Source organism: Microbacterium sp. GXF7504 (assembly GCF_054798235.1).
Genome location: NZ_JBSJZI010000001.1, coordinates 229,835 through 253,807, shown reverse-complemented (window position 1 = coordinate 253,807; position 23,973 = coordinate 229,835). Strand labels below are relative to the sequence as shown.

The 23,973-nt window shown below is 74.2% G+C and carries 23 protein-coding genes and 1 pseudogene; 11 read left to right on the top strand and 13 right to left on the bottom strand.

Features of this window, described 5'->3' with window-relative positions; translation table 11 throughout:
- Positions 1–100: 100 nt before the first annotated feature.
- The 6 genes from ACWAUO_RS01230 to ACWAUO_RS01205 form a co-directional block, all read right to left on the bottom strand.
- Positions 101–334 (bottom strand): MoaD/ThiS family protein, encoded by a 234-nt coding sequence (locus ACWAUO_RS01230; protein ID WP_460772385.1) that lies wholly within the window; start codon positions 332–334, stop codon positions 101–103.
- Positions 334–597 (bottom strand): DUF6457 domain-containing protein, encoded by a 264-nt coding sequence (locus ACWAUO_RS01225; protein ID WP_460772383.1) that lies wholly within the window; start codon positions 595–597, stop codon positions 334–336. The genes ACWAUO_RS01230 and ACWAUO_RS01225 overlap by 1 nt, the downstream gene beginning before the upstream one ends.
- Positions 594–1,202 carry a molybdenum cofactor guanylyltransferase gene (gene mobA / locus ACWAUO_RS01220; RefSeq protein ID WP_460772382.1) on the bottom strand — a complete coding sequence of 203 codons (609 nt, stop codon included), beginning with the start codon at positions 1,200–1,202 and terminating at the stop codon, positions 594–596. The genes ACWAUO_RS01225 and mobA overlap by 4 nt, the downstream gene beginning before the upstream one ends.
- Positions 1,203–1,316: 114 nt before the next feature.
- Positions 1,317–1,793 carry a cyclic pyranopterin monophosphate synthase MoaC gene (gene moaC, locus ACWAUO_RS01215; protein WP_460772380.1) on the bottom strand — a complete coding sequence of 159 codons (477 nt, stop codon included), beginning with the start codon at positions 1,791–1,793 and terminating at the stop codon, positions 1,317–1,319.
- Positions 1,790–3,028 (bottom strand): molybdopterin molybdotransferase MoeA, encoded by a 1,239-nt coding sequence (locus ACWAUO_RS01210; RefSeq protein WP_460772379.1) that lies wholly within the window; start codon positions 3,026–3,028, stop codon positions 1,790–1,792. The genes moaC and ACWAUO_RS01210 overlap by 4 nt, the downstream gene beginning before the upstream one ends.
- On the bottom strand, positions 3,025–4,179 hold the full coding sequence (locus ACWAUO_RS01205; protein ID WP_460772376.1) for a ThiF family adenylyltransferase: 1,155 nt from the start codon (positions 4,177–4,179) through the stop codon (positions 3,025–3,027). The genes ACWAUO_RS01210 and ACWAUO_RS01205 overlap by 4 nt, the downstream gene beginning before the upstream one ends.
- 387 nt (positions 4,180–4,566) lie before the next feature.
- On the opposite strand from ACWAUO_RS01205, the gene ACWAUO_RS01200 reads away from it, so the two are divergent.
- From ACWAUO_RS01200 to ACWAUO_RS01185, 4 genes are read left to right on the top strand one after another with little or no spacing between them, the layout of a single operon-like run.
- Positions 4,567–4,980, top strand: a complete 414-nt coding sequence (locus ACWAUO_RS01200) for a TOBE domain-containing protein (protein WP_460772374.1) — start codon at positions 4,567–4,569, stop codon at positions 4,978–4,980.
- Between the two features lies 1 nt (position 4,981).
- Complete coding sequence (gene modA / locus ACWAUO_RS01195) at positions 4,982–5,743, top strand: molybdate ABC transporter substrate-binding protein (RefSeq protein WP_460772372.1); 762 nt, start codon at positions 4,982–4,984, stop codon at positions 5,741–5,743.
- A 50-nt stretch (positions 5,744–5,793) separates the two neighbouring features.
- Entirely contained in the window at positions 5,794–6,537 is a 744-nt protein-coding gene (locus ACWAUO_RS01190) for an ABC transporter permease (RefSeq protein WP_460773276.1), read from the top strand.
- Positions 6,534–7,658 carry an ABC transporter ATP-binding protein gene (locus ACWAUO_RS01185; RefSeq protein ID WP_460772371.1) on the top strand — a complete coding sequence of 375 codons (1,125 nt, stop codon included), beginning with the start codon at positions 6,534–6,536 and terminating at the stop codon, positions 7,656–7,658. The genes ACWAUO_RS01190 and ACWAUO_RS01185 overlap by 4 nt, the downstream gene beginning before the upstream one ends.
- Positions 7,659–8,059: 401 nt before the next feature.
- On the opposite strand, the gene cydC is transcribed toward ACWAUO_RS01185, so the two are convergent.
- The 4 genes from cydC to ACWAUO_RS01165 are packed head-to-tail and all read right to left on the bottom strand — an operon-like array spanning position 8,060 to position 13,965.
- Positions 8,060–9,736: a thiol reductant ABC exporter subunit CydC gene (gene cydC, locus ACWAUO_RS01180; protein ID WP_460772370.1), complete on the bottom strand. Its 1,677-nt coding sequence runs from the start codon at positions 9,734–9,736 to the stop codon at positions 8,060–8,062.
- Positions 9,733–11,421, bottom strand: a complete 1,689-nt coding sequence (gene cydD / locus ACWAUO_RS01175; protein WP_460772368.1) for a thiol reductant ABC exporter subunit CydD — start codon at positions 11,419–11,421, stop codon at positions 9,733–9,735. The genes cydC and cydD overlap by 4 nt, the downstream gene beginning before the upstream one ends.
- 57 nt (positions 11,422–11,478) lie before the next feature.
- Positions 11,479–12,510 (bottom strand): cytochrome d ubiquinol oxidase subunit II, encoded by a 1,032-nt coding sequence (gene cydB, locus ACWAUO_RS01170; protein WP_460772367.1) that lies wholly within the window; start codon positions 12,508–12,510, stop codon positions 11,479–11,481.
- A 9-nt stretch (positions 12,511–12,519) separates the two neighbouring features.
- Positions 12,520–13,965 carry a cytochrome ubiquinol oxidase subunit I gene (locus tag ACWAUO_RS01165; RefSeq protein ID WP_460772365.1) on the bottom strand — a complete coding sequence of 482 codons (1,446 nt, stop codon included), beginning with the start codon at positions 13,963–13,965 and terminating at the stop codon, positions 12,520–12,522.
- A gap of 212 nt (positions 13,966–14,177) precedes the next feature.
- Between ACWAUO_RS01165 and moaA the strand changes: the two genes are divergently transcribed.
- Positions 14,178–15,221 carry a GTP 3',8-cyclase MoaA gene (moaA, locus tag ACWAUO_RS01160; RefSeq protein ID WP_460773274.1) on the top strand — a complete coding sequence of 348 codons (1,044 nt, stop codon included), beginning with the start codon at positions 14,178–14,180 and terminating at the stop codon, positions 15,219–15,221.
- Position 15,222: 1 nt separating this feature from the next.
- Positions 15,223–16,074, top strand: coding sequence for a formate dehydrogenase accessory sulfurtransferase FdhD (gene fdhD / locus ACWAUO_RS01155; protein WP_460772363.1), 852 nt, complete (start codon positions 15,223–15,225; stop codon positions 16,072–16,074).
- Positions 16,075–16,080: 6 nt separating this feature from the next.
- On the opposite strand, the gene ACWAUO_RS01150 is transcribed toward fdhD, so the two are convergent.
- On the bottom strand, positions 16,081–16,689 hold the full coding sequence (locus ACWAUO_RS01150; RefSeq protein ID WP_460772362.1) for a helix-turn-helix transcriptional regulator: 609 nt from the start codon (positions 16,687–16,689) through the stop codon (positions 16,081–16,083).
- 81 nt (positions 16,690–16,770) lie between these two features.
- On the opposite strand from ACWAUO_RS01150, the gene ACWAUO_RS01145 reads away from it, so the two are divergent.
- The 3 genes from ACWAUO_RS01145 to gnd all read left to right on the top strand — a co-directional run bounded on the left by ACWAUO_RS01145 (position 16,771) and on the right by gnd (position 19,184).
- Positions 16,771–17,688: a diacylglycerol/lipid kinase family protein gene (locus ACWAUO_RS01145; protein WP_460772360.1), complete on the top strand. Its 918-nt coding sequence runs from the start codon at positions 16,771–16,773 to the stop codon at positions 17,686–17,688.
- 107 nt (positions 17,689–17,795) lie between these two features.
- Positions 17,796–18,056, top strand: a complete 261-nt coding sequence (locus ACWAUO_RS01140) for a DUF6458 family protein (protein WP_460772358.1) — start codon at positions 17,796–17,798, stop codon at positions 18,054–18,056.
- Between the two features lie 72 nt (positions 18,057–18,128).
- The gene (gnd, locus tag ACWAUO_RS01135) at positions 18,129–19,184 is read left to right on the top strand and encodes a phosphogluconate dehydrogenase (NAD(+)-dependent, decarboxylating) (RefSeq protein WP_460772356.1); all 1,056 of its coding nucleotides are present in this window, start codon (positions 18,129–18,131) and stop codon (positions 19,182–19,184) included.
- 137 nt (positions 19,185–19,321) lie between these two features.
- Here gnd and ACWAUO_RS01130 read toward each other — a convergent pair whose 3' ends face one another.
- Complete coding sequence (locus ACWAUO_RS01130; protein WP_460772355.1) at positions 19,322–20,518, bottom strand: cation:proton antiporter; 1,197 nt, start codon at positions 20,516–20,518, stop codon at positions 19,322–19,324.
- 25 nt (positions 20,519–20,543) lie between these two features.
- Positions 20,544–21,510, bottom strand: a pseudogene (locus ACWAUO_RS01125) (SulP family inorganic anion transporter).
- Between the two features lie 173 nt (positions 21,511–21,683).
- Between ACWAUO_RS01125 and ACWAUO_RS01120 the strand changes: the two are divergent.
- Together ACWAUO_RS01120 and ACWAUO_RS01115 are read left to right on the top strand one after the other, a co-directional pair.
- Positions 21,684–22,265 carry a PadR family transcriptional regulator gene (locus ACWAUO_RS01120; RefSeq protein WP_460772353.1) on the top strand — a complete coding sequence of 194 codons (582 nt, stop codon included), beginning with the start codon at positions 21,684–21,686 and terminating at the stop codon, positions 22,263–22,265.
- Complete coding sequence (locus ACWAUO_RS01115; protein WP_460772351.1) at positions 22,262–23,965, top strand: ABC1 kinase family protein; 1,704 nt, start codon at positions 22,262–22,264, stop codon at positions 23,963–23,965. The genes ACWAUO_RS01120 and ACWAUO_RS01115 overlap by 4 nt, the downstream gene beginning before the upstream one ends.
- The last annotated feature ends 8 nt before the right edge of the window (positions 23,966–23,973 follow it).

Below are 23,973 nucleotides of genomic sequence, written 5' to 3'. Positions count from 1 at the left end.
CTTGTCGCCGAGACCACGCCCAATTGGATGTGGTCTCGCGGGATGGATGTGGTCTCGGGGAACGGATCGGGACCCGACGGGAGGGGCTAGCGGGGGCGGGTCAGCCGCCGGCGAACGGGGGGAGTACGTCGACGAGGGTGTCGTCGGCGAGCTCGGTGTCGTCGTCGACGCGGGCGCCCGCGACGAGCACGGCGCAGCGGGGCAGGATGCCGCCCAGCGCTGGATGCTCCGCGCCGAGCGCGACGCGCAGCTCGCCCAGGGTGCGCTCGGGGCGGCGCTCCTCGGCGCGGCCGGCGAACTCCTCCGCGGCCGCGAAGTACCGGACGTGCGCCATCAGTCGGCCTGCCATTCGCCGGCCAGTCCGCTCACCGCGGCGAGCGCCTCGGCCACCTGCTCGGGCGAGCCGCCGGCGCGGCCCGCGGCGAGCCCCGCGGCGAACGCGCTGAACGGCGCCGCCGGCCGGGCGACGCCGTGGGCGACCTCGGCGGCGAGGTCGAGGATCGCCGCGATCGGCAGGTCGTCGGGCCCGAGGCCCAGTCGGTCACGGAGCGCGGCGGCCCATTCGTCGAGCGCCTCGGGCGGCAGATGCGTGCTCATGCGTCCTCCTCCAGGGCGCGGCGCGCCCGTTCCAGATCCTCCCACGTGTCCACGTCTGCGGTCACGTCGTCGGGTGCCCGCAGGGCCGCGATCGCGAGGTCGTCGAGCAGCGCCCGGACGGGGGCGTCCCGTCCACCGTCGGGGAGGGATGCGGCGGCCCGCCGCAGCGCCCGGGTGCGGTACGCGCCGGTGAGCCATTGCGGCCGCGAGCCCTCGTCGGCCAGGCACACGCCCTCCGTGTCGTCGGGCAGGAGCGGGAGGTCGGCGAGCAGCCGCGTCACGGCGAGGTCGGGGCGCGCGAGGTCGCACGCCAGCAGCAGGGTCCAGTCCGGGTCGGCCGCCGCATCCGTCGCCTGCGTCGCGGCCAGTGCAGCGACGACGGCCGCGGCGGGGCCGCCGAAGGGCGGGTCCTCGCGCACCCACCGAACCGGCAGGGTCTCGTCGAGGACCGGGCCCACGACCGTCACCGGGCCGGCGCCCGCATCCGTCACCGCCGCCACGGCGCGGTCGAGGAGCGTCCGTCCGCCCACCTCGAACAGCGGCTTCGCGGCGCCGTCGACCCGCGACGCGCGCCCGCCCGCGAGCAGGATCGCCGCCACCCTCATCGCATGTCCCGGTTTCTGCGGAACGTGTCCCGGTTTCTGTCGCTTCGAGAGGCTGAAAGCGGCAGAAACTGGGACACGCACGGCGCAGCGGATGCGGCGGGGGCGCCGGTCATGTCAGTCCTCGCCGGGGCGGGTCCAGGTGCCGGACTTGCCGCCCTCCTTGCGGACGATCCGCACCGACTCGATCGCGGTGCCCTTGTCCATGCCCTTCACCATGTCGACGACGGTGAGCGCGGCGACCGTGACCGCCGTCATCGCCTCCATCTCGACGCCGGTGCGGTCGGCGGTGCGGACGGTCGCCTCGATCTCGACACCCGCATCCGTCACCGCAAGGTCGACCGTCGCGCCGTGCACGCCGATGACGTGGGCCAGCGGGAGCAGCGCCGGGGTCTGCTTGGCGCCCTGGATGCCGGCGATGCGCGCGACCGCCAGCACGTCGCCCTTCGGCACGCTGCCGTCGCGGAGCGCCGCGACCACCTCCGGCGCGCAGCGGACGAACCCGCGCGCGGTCGCGGCGCGGACCGTGGGCTGCTTCGCGGTGACGTCGACCATGCGGGCGTGGCCCGCCGCATCCAGGTGCGTGAAGCTCATGTCACCAGCATGACATCGACCGGATCGCCCTCGGCGACGGCGTCGACCTCGGCCGGCACGACCGCGTACGCCTCGGCGCGGGCGAGCCCGCCGGCGAGGTGCGAGCCGGAGCCGCCGGCCGTCGCGGGGGCGACGGTCCAGCGTGCGGGGTCGCTCCGGTCGATCGCCGCGGGGAGGTACTGGCGGCGCCCGGGCGGAGTGCGCCAGGCGGCCCCGGCGGGCAGGCGCAGCACCGGACGATGGATGCGGTCGCGTCCCTGCATCCGCAGGAGCGCCGGCCGCACGAACGTCTCGAACGACACCGCCGAGCTCACCGGGTTGCCCGGCAGGCCGAAGAGCAGCGCGCCGCTCGCGAGCCGGCCGAACCCCTGGGGCTTGCCGGGCTGCATCGCGACCTTCACGAACGCCACGTCGCTGCCGGTCAGCACGTTCTTCACGACCTCGAACGCGCCGGCGCTCACGCCGCCCGAGGTGATGACGACCTCGGCGCCCGCCTCGGCGGCGTCGGCCAGCACCGCGAGGAAGGCCTCGTCGGTGTCGTCGACCGTGCGACGCAGCACGACGTCGGCGCCCGCGTCGCGGACGAGCCCGGCGAGCAGCTCGCTGTTGGACTCCGGGATCTGCCCGCGACGGAGCGGCGCCCCGGGCGGCACGAGCTCGGAGCCGGTGGCGACGACGGCGACCCGCGGCGGGCGGGCGACGACGACCTCCGCGACGCCGGCGGCCGCGGCGGCACTCAGCTGCAGCGGGGTGAGGAGCATGCCGGCGGGGACCACGACGTCGCCGGCCCGGAGGTCGGAGCCGCGGCGGCGGATGTGGGCGGCCGGCTTCGGTGCGCGGAGCACCTCGATCCCGCCGAGCGAGTCGGCGAGGCCGCCCGCCGTGTCCTCGAAGGGCACGACGGCGTCGGCGGCGGTGGGGACGGGCGACCCGGTCATGATGCGGGCGGCCTGTCCCGGGCCGAGCTCGGGGTCGAGGCCGGTGCCGGCGGGGAGGTCGGCGACGACCGTGAGCCGGGCGGGACGGTCGGGCGCAGCATCCGCCGTGTCGGCATGACGGACGGCGAACCCGTCCATCGCGGAGTTGTCGAAGACCGGGATGTCGACCGACGCGGTGACCGGCTCGCGGAGCGTGCGGCCCGCGGCCTCGGCGACGCGGACGGTTTCGGCGGGGGTCGGGGTGACGGCGGCCAGCACCTCGGCGAGGTGCTCCTCGACCGTGCGCAGCGCGCTCATGCGCCGGCCCCGGTCAGCGCGTCCATACCGCCCGGTGCCGTCAGCGCGTCCATGCCGCCCGGGAGCACGGATGCGGCGGCGCCCGCGGCTGCGAGCGCGTCGGCCGCGCGGCGGGCCCGCACCCCGGCCTGGCACACCACGAGGAACGGACCGGGACCGAGCGCCGCCGGGTCGGCGAGCACCTGCGCGAGCGGCACCCGCAGCGCCCCCTCGATCGCGCCGCGCGCGGTCTCGTGCGGCTCGCGCACGTCGAGCACGGTCCAGTCGCGGTTGGCGTCGGGCATGGTGTCGCGGTTCGCGCCGGGCGTCGTGTCGCGCGGGTGGGCGGTCGTGGCGGGTGTCCGAGGGGTGGACGTCGCCACCGGCGCCGACGCGCGCGTGGCCCGGGACGGGCGCAGGGGGATCTCCTGCTGCCGGGCGCGGAGCGCGTCGATGAGCAGGATGCGGCCGAGGAGCGGTTCGCCCACGCCCGTCACGAGCTTGATCGCCTCGAGCACCATGAGGCCGCCGACCTGCACGCACAGGGCGCCCAGCACGCCGACCTGTGCGCACGTCGGCACCTCGCCCACCCCGGACGGCGGATGCAGGTCGGCGAGCACGACCGCATCCGTCCCCGCCGGCGGCGCCGACCAGAACACGGTCACCTGCGCGTCGAACTCCTGCACCGTCCCCCACACGAGCGGGATCCCGAGCCGCTCGGTCGCGGCCGCCACGGCGGCGCGGGTCTCGAACGTGTCGCTGCCGTCGAGCACCACGTGCGCCCCCGCGAGCAGCCGCTCCGCGTTCTCCGGCGTGAGCCGCTCGGTCACCGGACGCACCACGGTTTCGGGGGAGAGCCCGGATGCGGCGCGCACCGCCGAGTCGACCTTGGGCGCACCCGCATCCGTCACCCGGTGCAGCACCTGCCGCTGCAGGTTCGACACCTCCACCACGTCGTCGTCGATCACGACGAGCTCGCCGACCCCGGCCGCCGCCAGGGCGAGGATCGCGGGGGAGCCGAGGCCGCCGGCGCCGATCACGGCGATCCGGGCCGCGGCGAGGCGGCGCTGCGCGGTCTCGCCGAATCCGGCGAGCACGGCGTGACGTGCGGTGCGGCGGCGTTCGTCCTCGGAGAGGGCGTCGACCGGCGCGACGAGGGGTGGGAACGGCATGGGATCAGGCTAGACCGGCGCGCGGGGCCGGGGCGCGGGTGGCGGATGCGGTCGTACGGGCGAGTGCCGGATCAGGTGATTCGGCGAGAACAGGAGGTTTCCGGCGGCGAACGTCCTGCGTATGCCGAATCACCTGTTTCGGGTGAGTGGGGCGGGGCAATGCAGGGGTGCGCCGTGCGGCGTCGGATTGCGGATGCGGGGCGAGTGCCGGATCAGGTGATTCGGCGAGAACAGGTGGTTTCGGGCGGCGAACGTCCTGCGTACGCCGAATCACCTGTTTCGGTGAGCGGGGGCGGGGCAATGCAGGGGTGCGCCGTGCGGCGTCCGGCATGCCCGGATGCGGACGCGTGCCGCATCCGCGGGAATATGTGCCCGCCACCCCCGCAGATGCGGCGATATGCTGTGGGTGTGGAGCTGTTCAAGGTGTCGCAGGCGGCGCGACTGCTGGGCGTGAGTGACGACACGGTGCGCCGCTGGATCGACCAGGGGATGCTGCCGGTCACCGCCGCGAGCCCGGTGGAGATCCCGGGCGACGCGCTCGCCCGCCGCGCGGTCGAGCTCGCCGCGGCGGCCGCCGATCCGACCGACGCGCTCTCCAGCGCCCGCAACCGCTTCACCGGCATCGTCACCCGGGTGCAGCTGGACGGGGTGATGGCGCAGGTCGACATCCAGGCCGGTCCGCACCGGGTCGTCTCACTCATGTCGGCCGAGGCCGTCCGCGAGCTGGGGCTCGAGCCCGGCTCGCTCGCCGTCGCGGTCGTGAAGGCCACCACCGTCATCGTCGAGACCCCGAAGGCCTGACATGCGCCGACTGCTCGCGGCCGTCGCCGCGCTCGCCGTCGCCGCGGCCGTCACCGTCGGCTGTGCGGGCGGTGAGGCCCCATCCGATGCGGGGGACACGCTCACGATCGCCGCAGCGGCGTCGCTGCAGGGCGCGTTCGACGAGATCGCCGCCGCGTTCGAGGCCGAGCATCCCGACGTCGACGTGCAGCCGATCTCCTACGACGGGTCGTCGACCCTCGCCACGCAGCTGCTCGGCGGCGCGTCGTTCGACGTCTTCGCCGCCGCGGACGAGGCGAACATGGCACGGGTCGTCGACGCGGGCCTCGCCGAGGACCCCGAAACCTTCGCGTCGAACACGCTCGTCATCGCGGTCCCGGCCGGCAACCCCGCCGCGGTCACGACGCTCGCCGACCTCGCCGACCCGGCGACCACCGTCGTGCGGTGCGCGGCCGAGGTGCCGTGCGGCGCCGCATCCGACCGGCTGCTCGAGCGCGCCGGGGTCGCCCTCACCCCGGCGAGCCTCGAGCAGAACGTCACGGCGGTGCTCACGAAGGTCGCCGCGGGGGAGGCCGACGCAGGGCTCGTCTACGCCACGGATGCGGTCGGGGAACCGGCCGTGGAGGCGATCGTCCCGGCGGGCGCCGCCGACGTCGTGAACCGGTATCCGATCGTCGCCCTGACCGGCGCGCGGAACCCGGCCGCCGCAGCCGCGCTCGTGGCGTTCGTGGCCGGCGACCGCGGCCAGGCGATCCTCGCCGAGCGGGGATTCGGGCGACCGTGAACCGGCTCGGCATCGCCCCCCGCATCCTCGTCGTCCCCGCGGTGGTGGGGATGGCGTTCCTCCTCGTGCCGCTGGCCGCGCTCGTCGCCCGCGTCGAGTGGACCACCCTGTGGGCCGACGTCACGGCGCCCGCCGCGCTGTCGGCGCTGTGGCTGTCGCTCGGCACCGCCGCCGCCGCGACCCTGCTGTGCCTGCTCCTCGGGGTGCCGCTCGCGCTCCTCATGGCGCGGAGCGGTCCTCGGGCGGCGGGGATGCTGCGCGCCCTCGTCACCGTGCCGCTCGTGCTGCCGCCGATGGTCGGCGGCGTCGCGCTGCTGTTCCTCTTCGGCCGGAACGGGTGGCTCGGCGACCTGCTCGCCGCGGTCGGCCTGCGCCTGCCGTTCACGACGGCCGCGGTCGCCATGGCGCAGGTGTTCGTGGCGCTGCCGTTCCTCGTGCTCTCGGTCGAGGGCGCCCTGCGGGCGACCGGCACCGGGTACGAGCAGGCGGCCGCATCCCTCGGGGCGGGGCGGTGGACGATCCTCCGGCGCATCACGCTGCCGCTCGCCGCGCCCGGGCTCATCGCGGGCACGGTGCTGAGCTTCGCCCGCGCCCTCGGCGAGTTCGGCGCCACCGCGCTGTTCGCCGGCAACGCGCCGGGCGTCACGCAGACGATGCCGCTCGCGATCTACACCGCGTTCAACGGCGGCGGCGTCGGGCAGGGCACGGCCGTCGCGCTGTCGCTGCTCCTCCTCGTCGCGGCCGTCGCGGTGCTGCTGCTCGTGCGCGGCTGGCGGCCGGGGGCGGCGCGATGACCGCGGGGGGCTCGTGGGGTGCGGCCGGGGGCGCGGCCGGCTCGTGGGGTGCGGCCGGGGACGCGGCCGGGGGCGCGGCGGGCTCGTGGGGTGCGGCGGGGGGCGCGGCGTCGCTCGACGCGCGCATCGAGGTGCGGCATCCGTCCGGCTTCGTCCTCGCCGCCGACGTCGTCGCGGCCGCGGGCGAGACGGTCGCCGTCATGGGGCCGAGCGGCGCCGGCAAGTCGTCGCTCCTCGGCGCGCTGGCGGGCGTGGTGCCGCTCGATCACGGGCACGTCCGGCTCGGCGGCCGGGAGCTGTCCGCACCGGGACGAGCCGTGGCGCCCGCCGCGCGCGACACCGTGCTCCTCGGGCAGGACCCGCGCCTGTTCCCGCACCTGTCCGCGCTCGAGAACGTCGCCTTCCCGCTCCGCGCCCGCCGGAGGGCGAAGGACGCCGCCCGCGCCCGCGCGCAGCACCTCCTCGAGCGGGTGGGGCTGCCCGACGTCGCAGGGCGGAAGCCCGGCGCGTTGTCGGGCGGACAGCAGCAGCGCGTCGCGATCGCCCGGGCGCTCGCCGCATCCCCGCGCCTGCTGCTCCTCGACGAACCGCTCACCTCGCTCGATCCCGGCACGGCCGCGGAGATCCGGATGCTGCTCGCCGAACTCGTGCGCCCGCTCACCTGCGTCGTCGTGACCCACGACGCGGTGGACGCCGTCGCGCTCGGCGACCGGCTCGTCGTCGTGGAGGACGGGCGGGTGACCCAGGACGGCCCGGTGCGCGAGGTGTTCGCCCGGCCCGCGACCGCGTTCACCGCCGGGGTCGCAGGCCTCTGCCGGGTGCCCGGCGCGGTCCGGGGCGGCGTGTGGACGGCCGGCGCCGTGGCCGTGCCCGCGCCCGGTGTCGCGGACGGTGCGGCCGTGCTGGTATGCCCGCCGGGGCGGGTCGTGCTCGCGGACGGCGGCGCGGCCGCATCCGTCGTCCGCGTCGAGCAGACCGTCGGCGGGGTGCTGCTGCACCTCGACGTGCCGGGACTCGTGTGCGAGCTGCCGTTCGACGTGTGGGCGCGGCATCCGCTCGGCCCCGCCGACGCCGTGCGCGTCACGGTCGATCCCGCCGCCGCGCGCTTCCTCCCCGCCTGACCCGCGCGGCGTCTCCAGGGTCGCCCCCACCGTGCACAACTGCGGAGATGGTACGCGACACGCCGGTGGCGGATGCGGTGGGCACGGCGTGTCGACGGTGGACTCCGCAGTTGTGCTCGCGGTGCGGGCCGGTGGCCGAGTGCGCATCCGTTCCGTGAGTGCGCATCCGATCGGGTGCTCGTTCGCGAAACGGGTGCGCACTCGGGGGCCGTACTCGGGCGTGTGGCCCCGGTGCGGGACCTGCTGCGGGTGCCCAGCCCCGTGCACAACTGCGGAGATGGTGCCCGACACGCCGGTGGCGGATGCGGTGGGCACGGCGTGTCGGCCGTGAACTCCGCAGTTGTGCTCGCGGTGCGGCGCGGTCCGGCTCGCGGCACGGCGCTGACCCCGACCGCCGGCGCTCAGACGGTGCGGCCGTCCTCGATCCGGACCTCGCGGTCGACGAGCCCGGCGGGCACCGGCACGTGCGAGACGAGCACGACGGCGTGGTCCGGACCCACGGCGCCGAGCAGGTCGGCGAGCAGCGCGTCGGATGCGGCGGGGTCGACCCCCGCGGTGGGCTCGTCGAGCACGAGCACCGGGAACCCGGCGAGCAGGGCCCGGGCGAGGGCGATCCGCTGCGCCTGCCCGCCCGAGGTCAGGGCGCCGCGCTCACCGAGGGGCGCGTCCAGGCCGCCGCGGCCGCGGGCCCAGTCGCCGAGGCCGACCCGCTCGAGCACCTCCCACAGTTCGTCGTCGCCGGCGGTGTCCCGCGCGAAGATCAGGTTCTCCCGCAGCGACTCGTCGAACAGGTACGGCGTCTGCTCGCACAGCCCGACCGTGCGGCGCAGGTCGTCGCCGTGCAGCTCACGCGCCTCTCGACCGCCGACCGTGTACGAGCCCTCGTAGTCGAGGAACCGCACGAGCACGTGCGCGAGCGTGGTCTTGCCCGCCCCGCTCGGCCCGGTCACGAGCACGCGCTCGCCCGCCGCGACGTCCAGGTCGACGCGGTGCAGCGCCCCGCCGCCGGTCGCGCCCCGGCGCGCCGGCCAGTGCGCCCGCACCCCGGTGAGCCGCAGGCCGTCGCCGAGCGCAGGCGCCTCGCCGGTCGGCGCGGGCTCGTCGCGGGGCAGCCCGTCGGGGAGCTCCTCCGGTACGGTCTCGGCGACCCGCTCGGCCGCCGAGCGCACCTGTCGCCATGAGGCGAGCGCGAGCGGGACCGGCCCGAACACCTCGAACACCGCCATCGGCAGCAGCACGACCACCGCGAGGGCAGGACCGGTGAACCCGCCGGCGCCGAGGTGCGGCAGCGCGACGAGCAGCACCGCGAACGAGGCGATCCCGGCGATGAGCGACACCGCGCCCGAGGTGAGGCCCTGTGCGCCGGCGCGGCGGACGGTCGCCCGTCGCAGCGCCTCGTCGGCCTCCCGCACACGGCGGCGGGCGGCATCCGTCGCGTCGAACGCGGTGAGCACGTCGAGCGAGGTCAGCTCGTCGAGCAGCGCGTCGGCGAGGCGGCTGCGCAGCGGCGCGAGGGCGCGCTCGGCGCGGGCGCCCGCCGCCCAGCCCACCCAGACCGCGAGGGCGGTCGCGGCGAGCAGGCACACCGCGAGCACGACCGCGGCGACGGGGGAGAGGAACGCGGTGAACACCACGGATGCGGTGGCCGCGAGCCCCGCGACCGTCAGGGGCAGCACGACCCGCAGCGGGAGGTTCTGCAGTTCGTCGACGTCGTCGACCATGCGCGAGAGCAGCGCGCCGCGGCGGGCCGCGCCCAGGCCGTCGGGGGCGAGCGGCACGATGCGGCGCACGAGCCCCGCCCGCACGGTCGCGAGCTGCCCGAGTGCGGCGTCGTGGCTCGTCAGCCGCTCGAGGTAGCGGAACAGCCCGCGGCCGAGCGCGAACGCGCGCACCGCGACCACGACGGCGGAGATGTACATGACGGCGGGCTGCTCGGCGGCGCGGGTGATGAGCCAGGCGCTCGCGGCGAGCAGGGCGATCGCGGAGACGGCGGTGCCGAGCCCCGACAGGATCGCCCAGTGGAACCGGCGGAGCGGCGGCTGCGCGTCGCGCAGCACGCGGGCGGTCGCGGCGTTCATCGGGCGGCCTCCCGGGCGACGTCGGATGCGGTGGGCGCGAGCGTCACGACCCGGTCGGCGATCGCGGCGGCCGAGGTGCGGTGGGACACGAGCAGCACGCCCGCGCCGGCGCCGGCCTCGGCGCGCAGCATCCGCCACAGGCCGGCCTCGGTGGCGGCGTCGAGCGCGCTGGAGGGTTCGTCGAGCACGAGCACGCGGGCCCTGCCGCTGCGGAGCCGGTACAGCGCCCGCGCGACGGCGACCCGCTGCGCCTGCCCGCCGGAGAGCCCCGACCCGGTCGCGCCGAGGACGAGCCCCGCCGGCACGTCGACGAGCGCGTCGCGGAGGCACCGGTTCACGAGGGCCGGGTCGGGGGCGTCGTCGCCGAGCGCGACGTTCTCCGCCACGCTGCCGGCCATGAGTCCGGGTCGCTGCCCGGCCCAGGCGACGAGGCCGCGGGCATGCGGCACCGGCGCGCCCGCCGCCTCGATGACGCCGTCGGCCGGGGCGAACCCGAGGAGCGCGGCGAGCACGCTCGACTTGCCGGCGCCGCTGGGTCCCCGCAGCAGCACGACCTCGCCGGCGCCGACCTCCAGGTCGACCGGGCCGATGCGGGTGGTCCCGCGGGTCACGACGAGTCCGCGGGCGGCCAGGAGCGGGCCCGCGGCGGCACCCTGCGCGGCGACCTCCGCGACCGTCGGCGCCGGGGCGGATGCGGCCGCGTCGAGCGTGGCGAAGATGTCCTCGGTCGCGGCGACCCCCTCGGCGGACGCGTGGAACTGCACCCCGACCTGGCGCACCGGCAGGTACGCCTCGGGGGCGAGGAGGAGGACGAACAGGCCGACCAGCAGCGGCATCTCGCCGCCGAGCAGCCGGAACCCGATCGTGACGGCGATGATGGCGACCGACAGGGACGCGAGGAACTCCAGCGCGAACCCGGACAGGAACGAGACCCGGAGCACCGCCATGGTCTCCCGCTTGTACCGGCCGGTGACGGTCTCCATGCTGCGGGCCGCGCGGTGCTGACGGCCGAAGATCTTCAGGGTCGCCAGCCCCGCGACGGTGTCGGCGAACCGGGTGGCGAGCCGGTGGAGCGTGCCGTACTGCCGCTGCTGCACGGCGCGGGTGGCGAGCCCGATGAGCACCATGAAGATCGGGATGAGCGGCATCGTGACGATGACCGTGACGCCCGAGACCGGGTCGGCGACGAGGATCGCGAGCACCAGGATCGGCATCGTGATCGCGGTGGCCACCAGCTGCGGCAGGTACCGGCCGAAGTAGCTGTCGAGCGCCTCCAGGCCGTGCCCCGCGGTGACGGCCAGGGCGGCGCTGTTGCGTCCGGCGAGCCAGCCCGGGCCGAGCTTCTCGACGGCGCGCACGAGCGCGTCCCGCAGCTGCAGCGACGCCTTCGCGGCACCGCGCGCCGCCGTGCGCTCACCGGCTGCGAGGAGCAGGCCCCGCACCAGGGCGAGCGCGGCCCCCACGCCGATCCAGGGCAGGAGCGACCCGACCGGGGCGCCGTCGATCGCGCCCACCAGCGCGCGGGTCAGCGCGTAGGCGAAGCCGATCGTGACGCCGGTCTGGGCGAGGGTGATCGCGGCGGTGACGACGAGGAAACCGCGGGATGCGGAGGAGTACCGCAGGAGCCTCGGGTCGACGGGGCCGCGACTCGCGCGCGGGGGCGCCTCGACCGCATCCGGACTCACCGTTCCATCCTTTCATCCGGAACCGGGCGACCCCTGCGAAAGGGGCCGCCCGGTCGGTCAGTGGGCCTGCGCCGCGGCGCGCTCGATGCGCGAGCGGCTGACGCGCTTGCGGAACACCCAGTACGTCCAGCCCTGGTACGCGAGCACCAGCGGGAGGAAGACGAGCGCCGCCCACGACATGATCGTCAGCGTGTAGTCCGTGCTCGACGCGTTCTCGATCGTGAGGCTGAACGCCGGGTCGGTGGTGGAGGGCATCACGTTCGGGAAGAGCGCGAGCCACAGCGTCAGCACCGCGGATGCGACCGTGCCGGCGCCGAACCCGAACGCCCAGCCCTCGCGGCCCCGGGCGTTCGCGAGCAGCGAGGCGACGAGCAGCACCGCGGCGACGGCGGCGCAGGCGATCACGAGCAGCAGCGTGGGCGCGCCCACGGCGGAGGCGTTCAGCACGGTCCACACCAGGAACACGGCCGCGACGAGCAGCGTCAGCAGGCCCGAGCGGGCGGCGAGACGCCGGGCGTCGGCACGGACGGCGCCGTCGGTCTTCAGCGCGACGAAGTACACGCCGTGGGTGAAGAACAGCAGGAGCGTCGTGACACCGCCGAGCAGGCCATACGGGTTCAGGAGGGTGAGCAGCGACCCGGTGAACTCGTGGTCGGCGTCGATCGGCACGCCCTGCACGATGTTGGCCACCGCGACGCCCCAGAGGAACGCGGGCAGTGCCGAGCCGATCACGATCATGCGGTCGAAGCCGCGCTTCCAGCGGAGGGAGTCGCGCTGGTGCCGGTACTCGAACGAGACGCCGCGGGCGATGAGCGCCAGCAGGATGAGCAGCAGCGCCAGGTAGAACCCGCTGAACAGCGTCGCGTACCACTCGGGGAAGGCCGCGAACAGGCAGGCGCCGGCCACGATGACCCAGGTCTCGTTGAGGTCCCAGACCGGGCCGATCGTGTTGATGATCTGCCGGCGCGAGACGTCGTCCCGGCCGAGGAAGGGCAGCGACATGCCCACGCCGAAGTCGAAGCCGTCGAGGACGAAGTACCCGACGAACAGCACGCCGACGATGAAGAACCACAGGTAGGCGAGATCCATGATGAGCTCCTAGTAGACCGTCGTCGGGACGTCGAGGTCGGTGTCGTCGGATGCGGCGCCCCGCTCGGGCAGCGGCTCGGGCCCCTTCTTGGCCGCCTTGAGGATGAGGCCGAACTCCACGACCGCGAGGGCCGCGTAGATCGCGGTGAACGCGATGAGCGAGACCAGCACGTTCCACCCGGGCACGTTGGGGGAGACGCCGTCCTCGGTGAGCATGAGCCCGAAGACGATCCACGGCTGGCGGCCCATCTCGGTGAACACCCAGCCCACGAGGCTGCCGAGCAGCGGCAGCGGCGCGCTCCAGATCGCGACCCGCCACGCCCACTGCGGCACGGTGCGGGTGGCCTTCTTGCGGGTCAGCCAGAGGCCGACGACGGAGATGAGCGCGGCCAGACCGCCGAAGCCCATCATCCAGCGGAATGACCAGTAGGTCACCCAGATGGTGGGGGCGAAGTCGAGGCCCTCGCCGCCGAGCTGCGCGGCGAACTCCGGCCACTGCGCGGCGTACTGCGCGTTCAGGTCGTTGATGCCCTCCACGCAGCCGTCGAGCGTGTGGGTGGACAGGAACGAGAGCAGGTACGGCACCCGGAGGGACCAGATCTCGGAGCTGCCGTCGGGGGTGCCGAGGGAGAAGATCGAGAACGAAGCGTCGGCGCCGCAGGCGTTGTCGTACAGCGCCTCGGCCGCGGCCATCTTCATCGGCTGCGTGTCGACCATGACGAGCCCCAGCTGGTCGCCGGCGAGGGCGGTGCCGGCGAACGTGATGAGCATCATCCACATGCCGAACCGGAGGGCCGGACGCATGGTCTCGGTGTTCCGGCCCCGGGCCAGGTGCCAGGCGGCGACCGCGATCACGACGGCGGCGGCGAACATGAAGGCCGCGAACATCGTGTGCGGGAAGGTGTTCAGGGCGACCGGGTTGGTGAGCACCGCGACGATGTCGGTGAGCTCGGCGCGCCCGCCGTCCTCGGCCATCTCGTAGCCGACCGGGTTCTGCATGAACGAGTTCGCCGCGAGGATGAAGTACGCCGACATGACGGCACCCGCCCACGCCAGCCAGATGGTGGCCAGGTGCAGCCCGGGCTTCAGGCGGTCCCACCCGAAGATCCACAGGCCGATGAAGGTCGCCTCGAAGAAGAACGCGAGCAGCCCCTCGAACGCGAGCGGTGCGCCGAAGACGTCGCCGACGAAGCGGGAGTACGCGGACCAGTTCATGCCGAACTGGAACTCCTGCACGATGCCGGTGACCACGCCCATCGCGAAGTTGATGAGGAAGATCTTCCCGAACAGCCGGGTCAGCGCCAGCCACTTCACGTTGCCGGTGCGCAGCCACACGGTCTGGAAGACCGCGACGATCATGCCCATGCCGAGCGTGAGCGGCACGAACAGGTAGTGGTAGAGCGTGGTGAGCCCGAACTGCCACCGTGCCAGCAGCAGGGGGTCGAGGAGGTCCATTGAACGAGTGCCCTTCTCCGCGCCGGCCCCGATGCACCGACCCTGAGCCGGGCAAACCCGACACGGTTCGCACCGATTCTCGCCCGGGAAAGTGAGCGGATGCTGCGTGCTCGACCGTGAATAATCGCGGCCCCCGCACCCCTGCCGGCGTCGTACGCTCGGAGCATGCACGAAGCCCCCGGGTCCGCGCCGTGACGGCGCTGACGATCGGCATGCCGCGGCTGCGGACGGCGCTCGCCGACCGCCCGGCGGCGGCCGTCGGCGACCCGCTCGTGGACCGATTCGGGCGGATCCACCGGGATCTGCGGGTCTCGCTGACCGACCGGTGCTCGCTCCGGTGCACGTACTGCATGCCCGAGCAGGGCAACGAGTGGCTCGCGCGCGAGAGCATCCTCACCCTCGACGAGATCGAGCGGGTGGCGCGGGTCGCCGCCGCCGACGGGGTGAGCACCTTCCGTCTGACGGGAGGGGAGCCGCTGCTGCGCCGCGACATCGTCGACGTCGTCCGCCGCCTCGCGGCGATCGAGGGGCCGGCGGGGCCGGTCGAGCTCGCGATGACCACGAACGGCATCCGCCTGCCCGAGGTGCTGCCCGACCTCGTCGACGCCGGCCTCACCCGCCTGAACATCTCCATCGACACGATCCGGCGCGACCGGTTCGCCGAGCTCACCCGCCGCGACCGGCTCGACGACGTGCTCGCGGGCATCGCGGCGGCCGCCGCATCCGGGCTCGCACCGCTGAAGCTCAACGCGGTCGCGATGCGCGACGTGAACGACGACGAGCTCGTCGACCTGGTCGAGTTCGCCGTCTCGCAGGGTGCGCAGCTGCGGTTCATCGAGCAGATGCCGCTCGATGCCGGGCACACCTGGGACCGCAGCCGGATGGTGACCCGCGAGGAGATCCTGGAGAAGCTGTCGGCACGGTGGACCCTGTCGCCGGTGCCCGGCCGTGGGGGCGCCCCCGCGGAACGGTGGACGCTCGACGGCGGACCGCACACCGTGGGCGTCATCGCCTCGGTGACCGCGCCGTTCTGCGGCGACTGCGACCGGCTGCGGCTCACCGCGGACGGGCAACTGCGCAACTGCCTGTTCTCCACGACGGAGTTCGACCTGGTGCCGGTGCTGCGCGACGGCGGCACCGACGAGGACATCGACCGGATGCTGCGCCACTGCGTCGCACGGAAGCTCCCGGGGCACGCGATCGACGACCCCGGGTTCCTGCAGCCCACGCGCGGCATGAACGCGATCGGAGGCTGAGATGGGACGGATCACGGCACGGCGGCCGGTGGTGAAGATCCGGCTCGGGAACGAACCGGTGCGGCGGGCGGACGTGCTCGCCGTCGAGGAGCCGCTGGAGATCCGGGTGGCGGGGGAGCCCCTCGCGATCACGATGCGCACCCCCGGGCACGACGTCGAGCTCGCGGCCGGGTTCCTCGTCTCCGAGGCGGTCATCGGCGCAGGCGACGAGTTCCGCGGCGCCATCCACTGCGGCGGTCCGGGCACCGGGGGGATCGAGAACACGTACAACGTGCTCGACGTCACCCTCGCGCCCGGCGTCGCCCCGCCGCCGCCCGAAGCGGCGCGGAACTTCTACACCACGAGCTCGTGCGGACTGTGCGGCAAGGCCTCCATCGACGCGGTCGAGACCGTGTCGCGGTACGACGTCGCGGTCGACGACGTCACGGTCGCCGCCGAGACGATCGCGACGCTGCCCGACCGGCTCCGGGAGCAGCAGGCCGTGTTCGACAAGACCGGCGGACTCCACGCCGCCGCCCTCTTCGACGCCGACACCGGCGAACTGCTCGTGCTGCGGGAGGACGTGGGCCGGCACAACGCGGTCGACAAGGTGATCGGGTGGGCCGTGCTCCAGGACCGGCTGCCGCTGCGGCGCACCGTCCTGCAGGTGTCGGGGCGGGCGAGCTTCGAACTCGTGCAGAAGGCGGTCATGGCGGGGATCCCGGTGCTCACCGCCGTCTCGGCGCCGTCGTCGCTCGCGGTCGAGCTCGCCGCCGCATCCGGACTCACGCTCGTCGGCTTCGTCCGCGGGGCGTCGATGAACGTCTACAGCGGCGCCGAGCGGGTGCTCGTCGCCGAGCCCGCCGTGCCCTGAGCCCGGTCAGCGGCCAAGGTGCACCACGCAGTCGGCGGGGTTGCACGACGGCGCCATCCCCGCGATCCGGAGCGGCCCGCCGGCCTGTGCCAGCACGCCGTCCATGAGTCCGAGGTGCACGGCGCACAGGGTCGAACGCGCGCCGTCGTCCGACGCGGCGTGCGGGCAGGGGGAGAGGTCGACGGTCAGCGACGCCTCGTCCACCACCGGGTCGAACCCGGCCGCCCCGAGGTCGTCGACCAGCGCGTCGAGCTGGTGCACCGCCTCGGTGGGCAGGTCGCCGGCGGCGCCGGCGGTCCAGGGCATGACCTTGCGCATGAGGTCGCCGCGGGCGGCCGCCTCCCGTGCCTTCCGCAGGGCGATGGGGCTCACGTTCTCGTCGGCCGCGGCGGCGGAGTACAGCACGCGCGGACGGCCGCGGGTGGTGCGCTTCTCCGGCTCGGCCACGACGTACCCGCCGTCGATGAGCCGCTGCAGGTGCTCGCGCACCGTGTTCGCGTGCAGCCCCGTGCGCTCGCACAGTTCCGCCACGGTGCGCCGCGGTCGCTCCTGCAGCAGGTGCAGCACGCGCACACGCGAGTAGCTCGAGATGGCGCTGTACGCCGGGCGGGTCATGCCTCCATTATCCGTCCGATCCGTGGATCCCGCTCGTGTCGCGGGCAGGGCCGTGCCCACGACGTGTGCCAGGCTGGGGCCATGGTGACCTCCGGCGTCGGAATCGTGTTCAACCCGAGCAAGATCGCGCGTGAGGAGCTGGCGGAGCTGTGGCTCGACGCCGGCGGCCCCGACGACGCCGCCTGGTTCGAGACCACGCCGGAGGATCCCGGGCAGGGCCCGGCGCGAGCCGCCCTCGACGCCGGGTGCCGACTCGTGGTCGCCGCGGGCGGCGACGGCACGGTCCGTGCGGTCGCCGAGACCCTCGCCGGCACCGAGGTGCACCTCGGCATCGTGCCGCAGGGCACGGGCAACCTGCTGGCGCGCAACCTCGGCATCCCCCTCGCCCCGCGGGCGGCGATCGAGCGCATCCTCGAGGACGACCCGCATCCGATCGACATCGGCTGGGTCGAGACCGACAGCGCCCCGCGCACCGCGTTCGTCGTCATGGTCGGATTCGGCCTGGACGCGCAGATGCTCGCCGAGACCGACGACGACCTGAAGTCGAAGGCCGGCTGGCTCGCGTACGTCGAGGCGATGGGGCGTGCGCTCATCGCATCCGACGTGGTCCGGTTCACCATGGCCACCGACGGCGAGGAGCCGCGCGAGGTCTCGGCCCACACGCTGCTGGTGGGCAACTGCGGCACGCTGCAGGGCGGGGTGACCCTGCTGCCGGACGCGGCGCCCGACGACGGGCTGCTCGACCTGCTCGCCCTCAGCTCCGAGAACGCCGGGCAGTGGCTCGACGCGCTCCGCTCGATGGTGTGGGAGAACGGCATCCTGCGCCTGTTCGACCGGTCCCGCCGCGCGGCGAGCACGAACTTCGTCGACCACGCCCAGGCCCGCGAGGTGCGGGTGGAGCTGCCGTCGCCGCAGGCGTTCGAGATCGACGGCGAGGAGGCCGGCGAGGTGCGCAGCTTCACCGTGATGCTGGATGCCGGGGCGCTGCTCGTCCGCTGACCCGCCCGGACCGCCGGCGGGCTTGTCAACCCCTCGCCGACACCCGGCGCCGGGATGACAGCATCACGGATGCCGGCGCACGACCGTGCGCCCGAAGGGAGTCCGTGATGAGCATCGGAGCTGGCATCGTCCTGATCGTGATCGGTGCGATCCTGACATTCGCCCTCAACATCCAACTGGAGTGGATCGACCTCGACCTCATCGGCTACATCCTCATGGGTGCCGGAGTGGTGGTCGTGATCATCGGCATCGCGCTGCTCGCGCGTCGCCGCACCGCGACCTCGGTCACCCGCACCACCGCGGATCCCGCCGGGCAGGAGCGGGTCACCGAGCGCTCGGTGAGCGCCGACGACGACCCGCGCGTCTGACGGAACCCCCGTGCGCCTCCCGTCGCGTCCTAGACTGCGGCGGGAGGCGCGCCCGCGCCCGGAGGGAGCGACATGCAACTCGGAATGATCGGCCTCGGCCGGATGGGCGCGAACATCGTGCGGCGCCTGCAGCGGGGCGGCCACGACTGCGTCGTGTACGACGTCAACCAGGATGCGGTGGCCTCGCTCGCCGCGGAGGGCATGACCGGTGCTGAGTCGCTGGCCGACCTCGCCGCGAAGCTCGAGGCGCCGCGGGCCGTCTGGCTCATGATCCCCGCCGGGCTCACCGGGCAGGTCGTGGAACAGGTCGCGGCCGTGCTGGAGCCTGGCGACACGATCATCGACGGCGGCAACTCCAACTACCGCGACGACGTGCGGCGGGCGAAGGCGCTGCGCGAGCGCGGCATCCACTACGTCGACATCGGCACGAGCGGCGGCGTGTTCGGCCTCGAGCGCGGCTACTGCCTCATGGTCGGCGGACCCACCCAGGCCGTCGAGCGCCTCGACCCGGTGCTGCGCACCATCGCGCCCGGCGCCGGCGACATCCCGCGCACCCCGGGCCGCGAGGGGGACTACGCACCCGAGGAGCTCGGCTACCTGCACTGCGGTCCCTCCGGTGCCGGGCACTTCGTGAAGATGGTGCACAACGGCATCGAGTACGGCGTGATGGCCGCGCTGGCCGAGGGCATGAACATCCTCGAGAACGCCGACGCGGGCGTGCGCGACGCGGAGCACTCCGCCGAGATCGCACCGCTCGAGGAGCCCGAGTACTACCAGTTCGACATCGACGTGCCCAAGGTCGCCGAGGTGTGGCGCCGCGGGTCGGTGATCTCGTCGTGGCTGCTCGACCTCACCGCCGCCGCACTGCGGGAGAACCCGAAGCTCGACGGTCTCGCCGGGCGCGTGTCGGACTCCGGCGAGGGCCGCTGGACGGTCAAGGCCGCCGTCGACGTGGGCGTCCCGGTGCCGGTGCTCGCCGCATCCCTCTTCGAACGCTTCGCCTCGCGCGACGAGGACCACTACGCCAACCAGCTGCTCTCGGCGATGCGGCTGCAGTTCGGCGGGCACCAGGAGCTGCCCGCGGGCGACAAGCTCGAGGCCGGCTCGAGCAAGTCCGACAACGCCTGACCCGCCCGCTCCGCCCGCTCCGCCGGCTCTCCGCGCCCGCGCGGTCCTGCATGTCCCACCTTCTGCAGAAAGTGGGACACGGTCAGGGGTGCCGGGCGCGGATGCGGCGGCAGGCGGCGGGGAGTGCGGGATGCGGGTCAGAGGCGCTCTTCGGCGGCGACCGTCCGCAGGTCGATCCGCTCGCGCCGCAGCGCCATCGCGATGAGCGGGAACAGCAGCACCGACAGCATCCCGGCCGCGACGAGGGCGGCCGCCGGGCCCGCCGGGAGGATCTCGGCGTCGACCCCGATCGCGGTGACCGCGACGATGATCGGCAGCGCGGTCGCACCCATGAGCGCCACCGCGGACCGGTCGCGCAGCGACGACCCCTGCGGGGCGGCGAGCATCGAGGGCAGGCCGCGGACGACGAGGAGCAGCAGTGCGCCGACCGGCACCAGGAGCAGCAGGGCCGGCTCGTCCAGCAGCGCCTGCAGGTCGAACGTGACGCCGGTGTAGACGAAGAACACCGGCACGAGGAACCCGAACGCGACCGCCTCGATCTTGCTCTCGACCTGTTCGCGGTCCTCCTCGCGGGCGTTGCGCATGAGCAGCTGCCAGATGACCCCGGCGGCGAAGGCGCCGAGCAGCATGTCGAGTTCCAGCGCGACGCTCAGGGCCACGAGCGCGACGAGGATGAGCAGCAGCACGCGGATCGCGAACTGGCCGGAGGTGTGCAGCGTCGCGGTGATGACACGGTGGAGCCGGCCGTGCGTGCCGCGCAGCGCGTACCAGACGGCCGCCGCGGTGAGCACGAGGAAGACCGCGAGCACGACGGTCGCGACGCCCGGGTCGCGGCCGCCGAGGAACACCGAGATCGCCACCAGCGGGCCGAACTCGCCGACCGCGCCGGTGGCCGCGATCGTGCGGCCGAACGGGGTGCGCAGCTCGTCCGCGTCGCGGAGGATCGGCAGCAGCGTGCCGAGCGCGGTGGAGCACAGGGCGATGCCGATGAACACCGCCGGCTCCCCGGGGGCGATCACGAACCCCGCGGCGAGGCCGAGCAGCAGGCTGAGGAACCAACCGAGGATCGCACGCTTGCCGGTGCGGCCGGAGAGCGCGCGGAACTCGATCTCGGAACCCGCGACGAAGAACAGCATCGCAAGGCCCACGTCGGCGAGCGTCGAGGCGAACCCGCTCGGCTGCGCCCAGCCGAGGACGGCGGGACCGGCGACGATGCCGAGCACGAGCTCGAACACGACGACCGGGATCGGCAGCCACCGCCCGACCGAGCGGGTCAGGACCGGCGCGAGGACGGCGAGGAGCGGGATGAGGAGGAAGTCCGCGACGAAGGACACCCTGTCACGGTACTCCCGCGGCAGGTCAGCCGCCCGCGACGCCGCCGCTCAGCCGCGCGTGGAAGCGGGCCGTCGCATCGTTCATCCCTTCGAGCACCACCTCGGTGCCGAGCCGGTGGTAGCGGGTCGTGATGGCGTCGAGGGCGGCGACCGACGAGGCGTCCCACACGTGCGAGCGCGACAGGTCGATCACGACCCGCGCCGGATCGTGCGTGTACGAGAACTGCGTGGTGAGGTCGTTGCTGGAGGCGAAGAAGAGCTCCCCGACGACCTCGTAGCGGGCGACGGCGCCGTCCTCGGACAGGACGCGGGTCACCTCGGTGAACCGGGCGACCCGACGCGCGAACAGCACCATCGCGGTGACGACGCCGACCCCGACCCCGATCGCGAGGTTGTGGGTCCACACCGTGATCGCGACCGTGACGACCATCACGAGCAGCTCGCTCCTCGGCATGATCCGGAGGGTCGACGGGCGGATGCTGTGCCAGTCGAAGGTGCCGACGGAGACGACGATCATGACCGCCACGAGCGCCGCCATGGGGATGATCGCGACGACGTCGCCGAGCACGAGCACGAGGATGAGCAGGAACACCCCGGCCAGGAACGTGGAGATGCGGGTGCGGGCGCCCGAGGCCTTCACGTTGATCATGGTCTGGCCGATCATGGCGCACCCGCCCATGCCGCCGAACAGGCCGGAGAGGATGTTCGCACCGCCCTGGCCGACGGCCTCGCGCGTCTTCGACGACCGGGTGTCGGGCGGCGCATGGTGCGGGCCGCCCGCCGAGGAACGCGATCGCGATCGCCATCACGCACGACGAGAACAGGCCCAGCCGCGGGTCGACCCCGGCGATGATCGAGAAGGCGACCGCCTCGGGGATGAGCGCCAGCGCCACGACGAGCCCCGCGAGCACCTCGCGCGTCAGCATCCGGGGGCTCCGCAGCGCCTGTAGCACGGTGGGCTCGATGCGGGCGCGGGTAGAGGCGGGGGACATGCGGCTCCTGGATGCGGCGGGACTCCGCGGCGGCACGGGCGCCGGCATCGCGGGAACGGCCGGACGGCCGTCGTGCACTCTCCCGCCCGGTCGCTCCGCGTTCCCCGTCCACCCCTTCCCTCGGACACGTGAACGACATATCGTTCACTATCGCTCACGATCAGGAGGTCGACATGAACGGTTCCTTCCCCGGTGGGATGTTCGGTGCAGGTCAGGGGTTCGGTGATCTGGGTGCAGGGCTCGGCAACGCCGCGTCCAGCGTCTTCGAGGCGATGGAGCAGCTTCGTGCCTCCGTCGACAAGCGCGTCGGGCCCCGGATGGGTCGCGGCGACGTGCGCGCGGCGGTGCTGACGCTGCTCGCCGAACGGCCCATGCACGGCTACCAGATCATCACCGAGATCGCGGAGCGCTCCGAGGGGGTGTGGAAGCCGAGCGCGGGCTCGGTCTACCCGACCCTGCAGCTGCTCACCGACGAGGGGCTCGTCACCGCGGAGGAGGCGAACGGCCGCAAGACCTACTCGCTTACCGAGGCCGGCCGGGTCGAGGCCGAGCAGGCCGCCGACAAGCCCGCCCCGTGGGAGCACAGCGGGGTGCGCGACAGCGGCCGCATGACGGCGCTGCCCAAGGCCGGCATGGAGCTCGCGCAGGTCGCCGCGCAGGTGGCCCGCACGGGTGACGCCGCGCAGGTGCAGGAGGCGGTCGAGGTGCTCGACGAGGCGCGCCGGAAGCTCTACGGCATCCTCGCGCAGCGGTGACCGCGACGGACGGGGCGCCCGTGGCCGGCACCGTCGGCGGGGCGCGCTACCGCCGCATCCTGCGGTTCGCCGCGGCCGTGCTCGTCCGGACGTGGTGGTTCGAGCTCGTGCTGCCCCGATTCGGGCTCGCCCGCATCGCCGAACGCGGACGCGAGGCACGGCTGCGGCGCCTCGCGGTCCGCTTCCACGCGCTCGCCGTGTCGCTCGGCGGACTCATGATCAAGGTCGGGCAGTTCCTCTCGTCCCGGCTCGACGTGCTGCCGCCCGAGATCACCCGCGAACTGGAGGGCCTCCAGGACGAGGTGCCGCCGGTGCCGTTCCCCGCCGTCCGCGACGCCCTCGAGGAGGCCCTCGGGATGCCGCTCGACCGCGCCTACGCCGCGCTCGACCCGGTGCCGGTCGCGGCCGCGTCGCTCGGCCAGGCGCACCGGGCCCGGCTGCACCCCGACATCGCCGCCGACGTCGGGTTCGACGGCGTCGTGGTCAAGGTGCAGCGACCCGGCATCCAGGAGGTCGTCGCCGTCGACCTCGCGGCGCTGCGCCGGATCGCCGGGTGGCTCCGCCGCATCCGCATCGTCGCCGACCGCGTCGACGCCCCGGCGCTGGTGGCCGAGTTCGCGAGGACGAGCCTCGAGGAGATCGACTACCTGCACGAGGCGGGCGCGGCGGAGCGGTTCGCGGCCGATGCCGCCGACGACCCGCGGGTCGGGGTGCCCGCCGTCGTGTGGGAGCGGACGACCCGCCGCGTGCTGACCCTCGCCGACGTCACCGCCCTGAAGATCACCGACGTCGCCGGTCTCCGCGCCGCGGGGATCGACCCGGCCGAGGTCGCATCGACGTTCGCGGACGTGATGTTCCGCCAGCTCTTCCGGCACGGCTTCTTCCACGCCGACCCGCACCCGGGCAACCTCTTCGTCACACCGGTCGCGGACGGGCGTGCGGGTCCCGCGTGGCGCCTCACGTTCGTCGACTTCGGGATGATGGGCGAGGCGGGTCCCGAACTGCGACGGGGACTGCGGCGCGTCGTGATCGCCGCAGCCGCGCGCGACGGTGCGGGCGTGGTCGCCGCGATCGAGGATCTCGGGGTGCTGCTCCCCGGCGCCGACACCCGCCGCCTCGAGGTCGCGATGACCGAACTGTTCGGCCGGTTCGGCGGCATGGGGTTCGCCGAGCTGCGCGATGTCGACCCGCGGGAGTTCCGCGACTTCGCCGCACAGTTCCGCGACGTCGTGCGGGAGCTGCCGTTCCAGCTGCCCGAGGATTTCCTGCTCATCATCCGGTCCATGTCGCTCGTGTCCGGCGTGTGCAGCTCCCTCGACCCGGGGTTCAACGTGTGGGACGCCGTGGAGCCGTTCGCCGCCGACCTCCTCCGCGACGAACAGGGCGGGATGCTGCGCGACGCCGCCGCACAGGCGGCCGAGACCATGGCGGTCACCGCGCGGCTGCCGCGGCGCATCGACACGGTGATCACCAGCATCGAGGAGGGCCGGGTGCGGGTCGACCTCGGCGGCCTCGAGCGGCGGGTGTCGCGGCTCGAGGGGCTCGCCCGCCGCATCCTGTCGGCGCTGCTGTTCGCCGCGCTCCTCATCGGCGGCATCCTGCTGCGGCTGCAGGACCCGGTCGGCGGTGCCGTGCTCATGGCGCTGTCCGCGCTGCCGCTCCTGCACGCCCTGTTCGCGGGCGTCGGCCGCCGGCGCTGACCGGATCA

What these genes read in the sequence shown, in the direction of transcription:
- cydB (WP_460772367.1), bottom strand. Translation starts at nt 12,510, where the DNA reads ATGGATCTCGCCTACCTGTGGTTCTTCATCGTCGGCGTGCTGTTCGTC.
- cydC (WP_460772370.1), bottom strand. Translation starts at nt 9,736, where the DNA reads ATGAACGCCGCGACCGCCCGCGTGCTGCGCGACGCGCAGCCGCCGCTC.
- ACWAUO_RS01140 (WP_460772358.1), top strand. Translation starts at nt 17,796, where the DNA reads ATGAGCATCGGAGCTGGCATCGTCCTGATCGTGATCGGTGCGATCCTG.
- ACWAUO_RS01225 (WP_460772383.1), bottom strand. Translation starts at nt 597, where the DNA reads ATGAGCACGCATCTGCCGCCCGAGGCGCTCGACGAATGGGCCGCCGCG.
- fdhD (WP_460772363.1), top strand. Translation starts at nt 15,223, where the DNA reads ATGGGACGGATCACGGCACGGCGGCCGGTGGTGAAGATCCGGCTCGGG.
- ACWAUO_RS01150 (WP_460772362.1), bottom strand. Translation starts at nt 16,689, where the DNA reads ATGACCCGCCCGGCGTACAGCGCCATCTCGAGCTACTCGCGTGTGCGC.
- ACWAUO_RS01120 (WP_460772353.1), top strand. Translation starts at nt 21,684, where the DNA reads ATGAACGGTTCCTTCCCCGGTGGGATGTTCGGTGCAGGTCAGGGGTTC.
- ACWAUO_RS01190 (WP_460773276.1), top strand. Translation starts at nt 5,794, where the DNA reads ATGGCGTTCCTCCTCGTGCCGCTGGCCGCGCTCGTCGCCCGCGTCGAG.
- gnd (WP_460772356.1), top strand. Translation starts at nt 18,129, where the DNA reads ATGCAACTCGGAATGATCGGCCTCGGCCGGATGGGCGCGAACATCGTG.
- mobA (WP_460772382.1), bottom strand. Translation starts at nt 1,202, where the DNA reads ATGAGGGTGGCGGCGATCCTGCTCGCGGGCGGGCGCGCGTCGCGGGTC.
- ACWAUO_RS01165 (WP_460772365.1), bottom strand. Translation starts at nt 13,965, where the DNA reads ATGGACCTCCTCGACCCCCTGCTGCTGGCACGGTGGCAGTTCGGGCTC.
- ACWAUO_RS01145 (WP_460772360.1), top strand. Translation starts at nt 16,771, where the DNA reads ATGGTGACCTCCGGCGTCGGAATCGTGTTCAACCCGAGCAAGATCGCG.
- ACWAUO_RS01205 (WP_460772376.1), bottom strand. Translation starts at nt 4,179, where the DNA reads ATGCCGTTCCCACCCCTCGTCGCGCCGGTCGACGCCCTCTCCGAGGAC.
- ACWAUO_RS01200 (WP_460772374.1), top strand. Translation starts at nt 4,567, where the DNA reads ATGCGGCGATATGCTGTGGGTGTGGAGCTGTTCAAGGTGTCGCAGGCG.
- ACWAUO_RS01210 (WP_460772379.1), bottom strand. Translation starts at nt 3,028, where the DNA reads ATGAGCGCGCTGCGCACGGTCGAGGAGCACCTCGCCGAGGTGCTGGCC.
- modA (WP_460772372.1), top strand. Translation starts at nt 4,982, where the DNA reads ATGCGCCGACTGCTCGCGGCCGTCGCCGCGCTCGCCGTCGCCGCGGCC.
- moaC (WP_460772380.1), bottom strand. Translation starts at nt 1,793, where the DNA reads ATGAGCTTCACGCACCTGGATGCGGCGGGCCACGCCCGCATGGTCGAC.
- ACWAUO_RS01185 (WP_460772371.1), top strand. Translation starts at nt 6,534, where the DNA reads ATGACCGCGGGGGGCTCGTGGGGTGCGGCCGGGGGCGCGGCCGGCTCG.
- moaA (WP_460773274.1), top strand. Translation starts at nt 14,178, where the DNA reads ATGCCGCGGCTGCGGACGGCGCTCGCCGACCGCCCGGCGGCGGCCGTC.
- ACWAUO_RS01230 (WP_460772385.1), bottom strand. Translation starts at nt 334, where the DNA reads ATGGCGCACGTCCGGTACTTCGCGGCCGCGGAGGAGTTCGCCGGCCGC.